General features: G+C 62.2%; 11 protein-coding genes and 1 pseudogene. 7 read left to right on the top strand and 5 right to left on the bottom strand.

Features of this window, described 5'->3' with window-relative positions; translation table 11 throughout:
* Together E5W87_RS21645 and pdxH are read right to left on the bottom strand one after the other, a co-directional pair.
* Positions 1–469, bottom strand: a 469-nt coding sequence (locus tag E5W87_RS21645) for a LysE family translocator (RefSeq protein ID WP_292401996.1), incomplete at its 3' end; no start/stop codon positions are given.
* Positions 470–533: 64 nt separating this feature from the next.
* Positions 534–1,151 carry a pyridoxamine 5'-phosphate oxidase gene (gene pdxH / locus E5W87_RS21640; protein ID WP_292401994.1) on the bottom strand — a complete coding sequence of 206 codons (618 nt, stop codon included), beginning with the start codon at positions 1,149–1,151 and terminating at the stop codon, positions 534–536.
* 40 nt (positions 1,152–1,191) lie between these two features.
* On the opposite strand from pdxH, the gene E5W87_RS21635 reads away from it, so the two are divergent.
* The 5 genes from E5W87_RS21635 to E5W87_RS21615 all read left to right on the top strand — a co-directional run bounded on the left by E5W87_RS21635 (position 1,192) and on the right by E5W87_RS21615 (position 5,739).
* Positions 1,192–1,665, top strand: a complete 474-nt coding sequence (locus E5W87_RS21635; protein WP_292401991.1) for an RT0821/Lpp0805 family surface protein — start codon at positions 1,192–1,194, stop codon at positions 1,663–1,665.
* 99 nt (positions 1,666–1,764) lie between these two features.
* Positions 1,765–2,685: a DnaJ C-terminal domain-containing protein gene (locus E5W87_RS21630; protein WP_292401989.1), complete on the top strand. Its 921-nt coding sequence runs from the start codon at positions 1,765–1,767 to the stop codon at positions 2,683–2,685.
* A gap of 229 nt (positions 2,686–2,914) precedes the next feature.
* Positions 2,915–3,733, top strand: coding sequence for an enoyl-ACP reductase FabI (gene fabI / locus E5W87_RS21625; RefSeq protein ID WP_292401987.1), 819 nt, complete (start codon positions 2,915–2,917; stop codon positions 3,731–3,733).
* 46 nt (positions 3,734–3,779) lie between these two features.
* Positions 3,780–4,367 carry a histidine phosphatase family protein gene (locus tag E5W87_RS21620; protein WP_292401984.1) on the top strand — a complete coding sequence of 196 codons (588 nt, stop codon included), beginning with the start codon at positions 3,780–3,782 and terminating at the stop codon, positions 4,365–4,367.
* Positions 4,368–4,830: 463 nt separating this feature from the next.
* Positions 4,831–5,739, top strand: a complete 909-nt coding sequence (locus E5W87_RS21615) for a LysR family transcriptional regulator (RefSeq protein ID WP_292401982.1) — start codon at positions 4,831–4,833, stop codon at positions 5,737–5,739.
* A 44-nt stretch (positions 5,740–5,783) separates the two neighbouring features.
* Here the strand turns inward: E5W87_RS21615 and E5W87_RS21610 are convergent, their stop codons facing one another.
* Both E5W87_RS21610 and E5W87_RS21605 read right to left on the bottom strand, forming a co-directional pair.
* The gene (locus E5W87_RS21610) at positions 5,784–6,773 is read right to left on the bottom strand and encodes an MBL fold metallo-hydrolase (protein ID WP_292401979.1); all 990 of its coding nucleotides are present in this window, start codon (positions 6,771–6,773) and stop codon (positions 5,784–5,786) included.
* A 586-nt stretch (positions 6,774–7,359) separates the two neighbouring features.
* Positions 7,360–7,623 (bottom strand): DUF1344 domain-containing protein, encoded by a 264-nt coding sequence (locus E5W87_RS21605; RefSeq protein ID WP_128242504.1) that lies wholly within the window; start codon positions 7,621–7,623, stop codon positions 7,360–7,362.
* A gap of 279 nt (positions 7,624–7,902) precedes the next feature.
* Here E5W87_RS21605 and aroC point away from each other — a divergent pair, with 279 nt between their 5' ends.
* Entirely contained in the window at positions 7,903–9,003 is a 1,101-nt protein-coding gene (gene aroC, locus E5W87_RS21600; protein WP_292401977.1) for a chorismate synthase, read from the top strand.
* A 105-nt stretch (positions 9,004–9,108) separates the two neighbouring features.
* Complete coding sequence (gene ribB / locus E5W87_RS21595) at positions 9,109–10,209, top strand: 3,4-dihydroxy-2-butanone-4-phosphate synthase (RefSeq protein ID WP_292401974.1); 1,101 nt, start codon at positions 9,109–9,111, stop codon at positions 10,207–10,209.
* Positions 10,210–10,267: 58 nt separating this feature from the next.
* Here the strand turns inward: ribB and E5W87_RS21590 are convergent.
* Positions 10,268–10,420: pseudogene (locus E5W87_RS21590) on the bottom strand (MFS transporter); the annotation flags it as partial.

The following is a 10,420-nucleotide window of genomic DNA, read 5'->3' as shown; positions in this document are numbered from 1 at the left end:
CTCCGAGACCAAGCAACGCCGCGAAGCTTTCCTGGCCCGGCGGCACGAATTGGGGCAAAAGGCTGGCGAAGAACACGGCCATCTTTGGATTGCCGAGATCGCTGATCAGGCCCTGCCGAAATGCGCTTGCCGCCGTCAATCGTCGCGAAGGCTTGGCGACGGCCAGCGCCTCCGCCTGGTGGGACGGCCGCAGCGCCTCTTGCAGTGCCTTGACGCCGAGATAGACGAGATAGGCAGCACCGGCATATTTGACGGCGAGGAAAAGCGGCTCCGAAGCGACGAGCAGGGCGACAATGCCGGCGCTGGTGGCCAATGCCCAGATCGTCTGACCGCCGGCGATGCCGAGCGCGGTGAAAACGCCGCCGGCGCGCCCGCCGAGAAGTGCGTTGCGAATGGTGATGGCCGTGTCCGGCCCGGGTGTGGCGAGGACGACGAACGAGACGCCGAGGAATGCCAGGAACAGGCTCATGGTTCACCCTTTTTGCGAACGGAGCGGCATGAAATCATATCTTGCCGCACGGTCCTCAAAAAGGTCAGGGATAAAGCCTTGTCTTGTCCCAGCCGCCATTGGCGTTGCGGGAAAAGACGACGCGGTCGTGCAATCGGAAAGGCCGGTCGTGCCAGAACTCGATCGTCTGCGGCACGATACGGAAGCCCGACCAGTGTTTCGGTCGCGGAATTTCGCCGATCGCATAGCGCGCCGTGTATTCGGCAACCGCTTTTTCCAGTGCGAAGCGGCTCTCCAGCGGCCGCGATTGCTTCGACGCCCAGGCGCCAATGCGGCTGCCGCGCGGGCGCGTCGCATAATAGGCGTCCGCTTCCGCCTCGGTGACGATCTCCACCGGCCCGCGCACACGAACCTGCCGGCGCAGCGATTTCCAGTGGAAGCACATCGCCGCCTTCATGCTGCCAAGAATCTCACGGCTCTTGGCGCTCTCGAAATTCGTATAGAAGACAAATCCGCTTTCATCGAATCCCTTGAGCAGCACCATCCGCACATTCGGCATGCCCTCGGCATCGACCGTCGCCAGCGCCACGCCGTTGGGATCGTTGATCTCACTCTTCGTCGCATCGTCGAGCCATGCGGCAAAGAGGCGGAATGGCTCGGCAGCCTCGGTAAAGTCACCGCTTGTTAACTCAGTCTCGCTCATAGTTTTTCCAAATTCTGTTGCCGGCTGGGGAGATTGCCGATTGTCGCGTATCGCGCAACCTTTTGACAGCAGGCAATGGAGCCTTATTGCTTCGGCCAGCGCCCAGGCTGCGGTCAAGGTCGCGATGGTGCTGGTAGCCTTGCCGCTTGCCGGCTGCGGTGCCGGCGGCTTCAGTTTGGAGCAGGCGGAGGTCGACCGTACAATCCTCACCAGCAGCACCCCTGCTTCTGCCTCGCCGATCGATCAGGATCGCGCCTCGGACCAAACGACAATCCGCAACGCGGTGTCTTCCGCCGATATCCAGGAACTTGGCGGGCAGGCCGTTCCCTGGGCGAATTCCGATACCGGTTCGCGCGGCTCGATCACGGAACTGGCGGAGTCTAGGGACAACGGCCAGCTTTGCCGCCGCTTCACCGCATCGCGCGAAAGCTTCGACGGCGTCGCGCTGTTCAAGGGCGAGGTGTGCCTGGCCGGCGCCGGCGCTTGGCGGATGCAGGACTTCAAAGCGCTCTGATTTTCCGCCATCATATGACCGCGCGCCACTGGAATTTCTTCCTATGCGAGCGCATATAGATGGCAATCGTGGACTCACTCCTTCTCCAGGGCAGGAAGCATGCGCGACCCCTATGAGGTGCTGGGCGTTGCTAAGAACGCATCGGCCAAGGACATAAAATCGGCGTACCGCAAACTCGCCAAGGAGTATCATCCGGACCAGAATCCGGATCCCAAGGCGAAGGAGCGGTTTGCCGCGGCCAACCAGGCTTACGAGATCGTCGGCGACGAGAAGAACCGTGCGGCTTTCGATCGCGGCGAGATCGACGCCGACGGCAAGCCGCGTTTCCAGGGCTTCGAAGGTGCCGCGGGCGGCGCCGATCCGTTCGCCGGCTTCCGTCGGCAGCAAGGACCGGGCGGCTCGCGCTTCGAGTTTCGCTCAAGCCGTCCGGGCGGCGATCCGTTCGACGGCAACAGCGACATCTTCAGCCAGATCTTCGGCGAGACCTTCTCTCGCGGTGCCGGCATGGGTGCCGGCCGGCAGGCGCCGTCCGGCGCCGACCTGAACGTGACGCTCGACGTCACCATCGAGGAAGCGGCGACCGCGGAGAAAGTGACGGCGATGTTCCCCGACGGACGCAAGGTCGCCGTCAAGCTGCCAGCCTATGTCGAGGACGGCCAGACCATCCGGCTGAAAGGCCAGGGCGAGCAAGGGCCGGGGCAGCCGGGCGACGCGCTGGTCAAAATCCGCTTCCGCCGCCATCCGCGCTATCGTGTCGAAGGCCGCGACCTCCATGCCGACCTGCCGGTTGCACTGGCGGATGCCGTGCTGGGCGCCAAGGTGGCGGTCGAAACGCCGACCGGCAAGCTTGCGGTCAACGTTCCCGCCTGGTCGAGCTCGGACAAGGTCCTGCGGCTGAAGGGCAGGGGCCTACCGGAAAAAGTTGGCGGTCACGGCGATCTCTACGCGCATGTGCGGCTGATGCTGCCTGAAGGTGGCGACAGCGAACTCGAAGCGTTGATGCGCAACCGAAAACGCTAGCACATGACCCCGAACCGAAGGTCAGCGTAGCAAAAGTCGGAATCGATTTTTCGGAAAAGATCGTGCGCAAGGTTAGTGCTACAGCGGTCCGTTGCGCGTCCAAAAGGACGCGCGGCGCTGCAGAGCGACGCTTTTGTCCCCTGAACTGTCCGTTTTGAGCGCTTGAAGGGGCTCTGTGCCTGTGCGATAGGCTCTCCACAAAGCAGAAAATCTTGCGGAGAGCGCTCACATGGCGGGTGGACAAGGCATTATGGCCGGCAAGCGCGGGCTTGTGCTTGGCGTCGCGAACAATCGGTCGATCGCTTATGGCATCGCCAAGGCGTGCGTCGACCACGGCGCCGAGATTGCGCTGACCTATCAGGGCGAGGCGTTCAAGAAGCGCGTCGAGCCGCTGGCGGCGGAACTCAACGCCCATGTCGCCGGCCATTGCGACGTGACCGATCCGGCAACGCTCGATGCGGTCTTCGACGACATCGCTAAGCATTGGGGCAAGCTCGATTTTCTCGTCCACGCCATCGCCTTTTCCGACAAGGACGAACTGACAGGCCGCTATGTCGAGACGACGCGCGACAATTTCCTGCGCACCATGGACATTTCGGTCTATTCCTTCACCACCATCGCCAAGCGCGCCGAGGCGCTGATGACCGATGGCGGCTCGCTGCTGACGCTGACCTATTACGGTGCCGAAAAAGTGATGCCGCACTACAACGTCATGGGTGTCGCCAAGGCGGCGCTTGAAGCCAGCGTGCGCTATCTGGCCGTCGACCTCGGCGCCAAGAAAATCCGCGTCAACGCCATCTCCGCCGGTCCGATCAAGACGCTGGCCGCCTCGGGCATCGGCGATTTTCGCTACATCTTGAAGTGGAATGAATACAATTCACCGCTGAAGCAGACGGTGACGCAGGAGGAAGTCGGCGATTCAGCCGTCTATTTTCTGTCCGGCCTTTCACGCGGCGTCACCGGCGAGATCCACCATGTCGATTCCGGCTATCACGTCGTTGGCATGAAGGCGGTCGACGCGCCTGATATTTCGACCGTCAAGGAATAGACCCCTTCGAACTCTCCCGCTTTCCGCCTGCTCTCCGGATGACCTGATGTATCCGCTCGTCTACATCGCGCGCCATGGCCAGACGGAATGGAACGCCGAGGCCCGGCTGCAAGGACAGGCCGACACCGACCTCAACGCGCTCGGCCGCGAGCAGGCGACTCGCAACGGTCTTCGGCTGGGCGAATTCGTTCATAACCCTGGAGATTTCGACTTTGTCGCCAGCCCGATGCGGCGGACGCGCGAGACCATGGAGCGCATCCGCGCTGCGATGAAGCTCGATCCGCAGGCTTACCGCACCGATCCCCGCCTTGTCGAAATGAGTTTCGGCGACTGGCAGGGTTTCACCTTTCCCGAACTCAAGGCCCGGCATTTGGGCTCGGCCAGGGAGAGGCGCTTCGACAAATGGAATTTCCTGCCGCCCGGCGAGGGCGCCGAAAGCTATCAAATGCTGCTCGAACGGATAAAGCCGTGGTTCGACGCGCTGGACCGCCAGACGGTCTGCGTGACCCATGGCGGCGTCGTGCGCGCCCTGTTCCGCATGGTGCTGGGAATGCCCGAGAAAGAAGCCGCAAACCTGGATGTGCCGCAGGATCGCTTGCTCAGACTAGAAGGACGACGCTTGGAGTGGTTCTAAGGGGCGAAATCCGATCACGAGCAAGTTCAGCCACTTCCGGACATTGATGCCAAGTCGGGGATGCCAAGTCGGGGAATGCCAAGTCGGGGATGCCGAGTCGGGACGACGCCAGTTAGACCCGAAGCAGCCATTGCCAAGCCAGAATGCCGTCTCAAAAGCCGCCATTCTGGAGAAGCGGCCAGCGGAGGTTGACGGCATTCGTACGGCTCTCGAAGGCGGACATTGCTGCAAATGCTGGGGGATCCCGACGGGACAAGCCGCGCGGGTTCTTCAGGTGATGTACAAGACGAAGAAGATCATACTCGCGGACCTCGAGCGCGCTTGCCGGGGCTAACGAACTCGCAGGCCGGTCAAAGCACGGGAGGGCACCGCTTTGCCCGTAAGCCAACAGTGCGATACGAGGAGTCCCGGCAGTGGATCCATGCTGCTTTAACCTGAGGGACGAGCTCAATTGCGCGAACGTATGCTCGAGATCGACGGGGGGCTGCTCCTAACGCTCGATGCTCTTCTGAAAGAACGGAACGTCACCCATGCCGCAGCTCGGCTCGGCATCACGCAACCCGCTCTTTCCGCTCGTTTGCTTCGGCTGCGGCAGTTGTTTGGCGACCAACTCTTGATCCCGGCATCATCCGGCCGCGGGATGGTGCCGACACCGCACGCCGCCGCGCTCCAGCCCGAACTCGCCAAGCTGATCGAGCGATTGCGCGAGTTCGCCAACGTGGCGCAGTTCTTCGATCCCGCCACCAGCCGCCGCGTCTTCCGGATCGCCGCAACGGACAATCCGGCGGCCATCCTCGCACCGGAGCTCATCCCTTTCCTGAAGGCCAAGGCACCTCACATCCGCCTCGCTTTTGTGCTTCCGGACAAAGCCCGGATCGCCGCTCACCTAGAGCAGGGTGACATCGATCTCTTCATCGGCGCGGCAGAGGACGTAGCGGATGGACTGATCGGAAGGACACTGTTCGACGAAGCGTTCGTCACAGCACAGCGCAAGGATCATCCAAGGGGTAGCAAGCCCTTCGATCTGGATGAGTTCTGCTCGCTTGACCACCTCCTGATCTCGACCAGTGGAGGCAGCTTCTCCGGCATGATCGACGAGGCGCTGGCCGCTATCGGACGTGAGCGCCAGGTCTCGGTCTCTATCCAGAGCTATGCGCTTGCCCCTTTGGTGCTGATGGGCAGCGACTGCATCTGCACCCTGCCGCGCCGTTTCCTGCAGCGCTTCACCACGTCGCTCGATCTCTTCGAGCCTCCCCTGGCCCTCGCCAAGTTCCAGATGTCCGCCTTCTGGCATCAGCGCATGAGCGGCGATCCCGCTCATGGCTGGCTGCGTGAACAGGTGTTTCAGACGGCGCGGGCCCAAGGCCGCTAAGCGGGCCTGGTGATCGCTTGCCCCTTGCGGCCTCGGCCCTGAGTCTACTGCCATTGGCTTTCTTCACGGTTCCGGTACTCGGCTGGCTGCCAGGTGAACGAGCCGCCGCCCTCGGCGCGGATGTGCCCGACGCCGGGGAACGGGAGGTGAGGCGCGGCAACGAGTTGGCGAGTGTCCGCGAAGGCCGAAAAGGTCTTCTGCCGCACTGCTGCCGCCTCTTCCGGGTTGACATCGTATAAGATGGTGACAGCGGGATCGGGAAACTGCACGGCCGCGACGTGGATGACGTCGCCGATAAAGGCGATCGAATGCCCCTTGCTCGATACCGTGAAGAAGGCGCTGCCTGGCGTGTGACCGGGATGCAGCGTCGCCACGATTCCCGGGAGGACTGTTTCGTCGTCGGAGAACGTCCTGACCTTGCCCGCCCGCTGATAGACGCCGATCGTCTTTTCGGCCTCGTCGAAGTACTGGCGGGCGTAGCCTGTTTTTTCCGAGTTCGACGCGTCCAGGAAGAAAGTGAGATCGGGTGCTCCGACGTGAACCGTTGCATTGGCGAACACGGGCTTGCCGTCGGCGACAAGGCCACCGGTATGGTCGGTGTGGATATGAGTGATGAGGATGTCGGTGATGTCCTGCGGCACGACACCGATGCTGGCGAGGCTGTCCCGCAGCTTCCCGCCGTAGCCTGGCCCGAAGAGTTGCCCCGAACCTGTGTCGACAAGGGTGAGCCGCGCGCCGTCCCGGATCAGGAAGGCGTTGATGGAAGCTTCCACCGGGTTGGACAAGAAGGCGTGGTTGAGGTGCGCGTCGACCTCGGCAGGTGATGTCCCTGTCAGGAGGGCGTGCAGGTCCTGCGGAACGGTGCCGTCGGACAAAGCAATGATGCCGAGGTCGCCGAGCGGAAACGCGTAAGTGTCAGGGGTTTGCGAGTAAGCGGCAGTAGCGTTGGGAGCCGCGCTTTCGGACAAAGCCGGCACGGCCGCACCGAGCAGCAAGCTTATGGCGGCCGAGCCGAGAAGGATACGGAAGGTCATGATTGTTGAGGTCCTTGTGGTTGTCGGTGGACCTTGGTTACGGGTTGTGCGCTTCGGATTGAAATTCGATAGCTGGATCGGACCTATCGACGAGCCTTATACCTCTCGAAGCGGAAGCACTGGGGAGATCGGTCGCGTGGATGCCTTCTGCCGGCGAACGGCGCGCAATCACTGAGGCGAGAATGCTGAATTCCTATATGAACAGACCGTCTGTCCGAGCACACGTGGCAAGAAACCAAAAGGATGATGGGGCAAGTCGAACCGGACGCTGCGCGGGGGCGAACTACTTCTCAGTAGGAGCGCCGGCAAGGCGTATCGTGCACTCGACAGCTACACCGCAGTGCGGTGCGCCGGTGGTTGAGCTTCAAACAAGCAAGGCCAAGCAAGGGCGGGGTCCATCCAGACTCGCGCCTTTATCAGCACTTTTGGCCCGTAGGTCTGACTGCGCCTAAGCGCAGTGTGTCGCGAACGAAGGCGTGAGGCCAGATGAATGAGTTTTGACCAAGACCATGAACCGAGGGTTCGGACAAGATCATGCTCAAACGGACTTCATCCGCGCCTTGGGGATGGGGCAGCCGGAAAGACTCTATTCGGTTGAATCGCTGTCGGGCAATTGCATGTCGGTGATGACGTTCTCGCCGTTTGTCTCGTCATAGGCGATCACGATATCCATGCCGGGTTTCAGCGCTTCAAGGTCGGTTTCGGCATTCAGCTTGTAGGATTTGCCGTCGTCGAGTGTCAGCGTCAACGTGTCCTTGTCGACCTCTTTGATCAGGCCTTCGGTTTGGCCGGCGAAGGCGGCAGTCGAAATCAGCAATGTGGCGGCAACGGCGCCGATCAGGATACGCATCATCGTCCTCTTATCATTGCGCCGGCACGGTGGCGGCGGGTGTTCAACGGGCAGATGGAGCTGACCAGAAACCAACCGAATGTGTCAAAACTAAATCCGCCGGATCACAGTTTGACCACTGCAAAAAACGCCAATAGAACGCAAACTACAGCGCCGCGCGTCCTGACGTGCAAAGGACGCTGTAGCGTTTTTGATTTTGCGCAGGATCCTTTCCGAAAGTCGCTCCGATTTTCAGGGTCATGCGCAAGCCCGGCTTCGATGCCGGCAGGGCTGGTTTTCATGTCTCACAATACGTTTGGCCATCTTTTCCGCGTCACCACCTGGGGCGAAAGCCATGGCGCGGCGCTCGGCTGCGTGGTCGACGGCTGTCCACCCGGCATCCGCTTCACGCGCGCAGAGGTCCAGGCAGAACTCGACAAGCGCCGCCCGGGTCAATCGCGTTTTGTGACGCAGCGTCGCGAACCCGACGAGGTTAAGGTCCTGTCCGGCTTCATCCTGGATGAGGACGGCGAGACCATGATCACCACCGGCACGCCGGTGTCGATGCTGATCGAGAATGTCGACCAGCGTTCCAAGGACTATGGCGAGATCGCCCGCCAGTATCGGCCGGGTCATGCCGATTATACCTATGAAACCAAATACGGCCTGCGCGATTATCGCGGTGGCGGCCGCTCTTCGGCCCGCGAGACGGCGGCGCGGGTGGCGGCAGGAGCCTTGGCCCGCAAGGTCGTGCCCGGCATGATCGTGCGCGGCGCGCTGGTGTCGATGGGCGAAAAATCGATCGACCGCGCCAACTGGAATTGGAATTTCGTTGGCGACGCCGAAAATCCATTCTTCACGCCCGATCCGGCATCGGTCGCCGTGTTCACCACGTATCTCGACGGTATCCGCAAGGCGGGTTCGTCGGTCGGTGCGGTCATCGAGATCGTCGCCGACGGCGTTCCGGCAGGCCTCGGCGCGCCGATCTACGCCAAGCTCGACCAGGACATCGCCTCAGGCCTGATGTCGATCAACGCCGTCAAGGGTGTCGAGATCGGTAATGGCTTCGAGGCCGCCCGCATCACCGGCGAAGAGAATGCCGACGAGATGCGCATGGGCAATGACGGCAAGCCGGTCTTCCTGTCCAACAATGCCGGTGGCATCCTCGGCGGCATCTCGACCGGCCAGGCGATCGTCGCGCGCTTTGCCGTCAAGCCAACTTCGTCGATCCTGACCCCGCGAAAGTCGATCGACAAGGACGGCAATGACGTCGAGATCATGACCAAGGGCCGGCACGATCCGTGCGTCGGCATCCGCGCCGTGCCGATCGGCGAGGCGATGGTTGCCTGCGCGATCGCCGATCACTATCTGCGTCATCGGGGACAGACAGGGAGGGAGTAGGGGAGTAGGGGAGTTTGTTACACAGCTCCCGCGACAGCAATTTTTTCCTTTTCCCTACTCCCGTACTGCCCTATTCCCCTACTACCCTGCGAGCGAAGCGAGCCCATGTCTTACGACCAGAAGAAGATCGTCGAAGCCCTGCGCGCCTTCGAACGCGGCGAGATCGTCGTCGTTATGGACGATGACGGGCGCGAGAACGAGGGTGATCTGATCGTCGCCGCTGTCCATTGCACGCCGGAGAAGATGGCGTTCATCGTCCGCAACACCTCCGGGATCGTCTGCACGCCGATGCCGCGCGAGGAAGCCAAGCGCCTGAATCTCTCGCCGATGGTCGCCGACAATGATTCGGCCCACACCACCGCATTCACCGTCAGCGTCGATTTCAAGCACGGCACCACAACAGGCATTTCGGCTGACGACCGCACATTGACTGTGCGCAATCTTGCCAACGGCAATGTCGGCGCTTCCGATTTCGTCCGCCCCGGTCACATCTTTCCGCTGATCGCGCGCGAAGGCGGCGTGCTGATGCGTTCGGGCCATACCGAAGCCGCGGTCGACCTGTGCAAGCTCGCCGGCCTGCCGCCGGTCGGCGTCATTTCCGAGCTGGTCAATGATGACGGCACCGTGATGCGCGGCCCGCAGGTGCAGGCCTTCGCCGAAAAGAACGGTTTGAAGCAGATTTCGGTCGCCGACCTCATCGCTTACCGCCAGCGCAAGGAAACGCTGGTCGAGCGTGTCGCCTGTTCGGACATCGACACGCCTGGCGGCAAGGCGCAGGTCTTCACCTATACGCTGCCGTGGGACTCGATGCACCATGTGGCGATCGTCTTCGGCGACATCCGCGACGGCGAAGAGGTGCCGGTGCGGCTGCATTCCGAGGACGTGGTGAGCGATGTTTTCGGCACCAGCCACCGGCTGGAAGGCATCATGAAATCGATGGGCGAGCGCCGGCGCGGTGTCATCGTCTATCTGCGTGAAGGCTCGGTAGGCGTCGCCCATCAGGAACGCAAGCGGCCGGCTGCCGAAGACCGCGAGGACCATGAAGAGGCGCGCCGCCGCGAAAACGAATGGCGCGAGATCGGCCTCGGCGCGCAAATCTTGAAGGATCTGGGCATTTCCTCGATCAACCTGATCGCCTCGCGCGAGCGCCATTATGTCGGGTTGGAAGGTTTCGGCATTCACATCGCCAGGACCGAGATCCTTTAGGCTGGTCTAGCGATCGCCGGCATGCGTCCGGCCCCGCTCGGGACCGGACGCATAGAGACTATTCGGCAGGAACCGCGGCTGCGTCGCATGCGGAGGTGTCGCAATCCGCCGTGGCAAGGCTGCGCTGGCCGGCGAGCACGATGACCAGCGCGATTGCGCCCGCCGCCACCGACACCAGGAACCCGCTCTGTGCGCCGAAGGCGTCCACCAC

It is taken from the genome of Mesorhizobium sp. (assembly GCF_004962925.1).
In the GTDB taxonomy this organism is placed as follows: Bacteria; Pseudomonadota; Alphaproteobacteria; order Rhizobiales; family Rhizobiaceae; genus Mesorhizobium.
The sequence above is the reverse complement of the archived record's forward strand: the minus strand, read 5'-3'. Positions and strand labels throughout refer to the sequence as shown.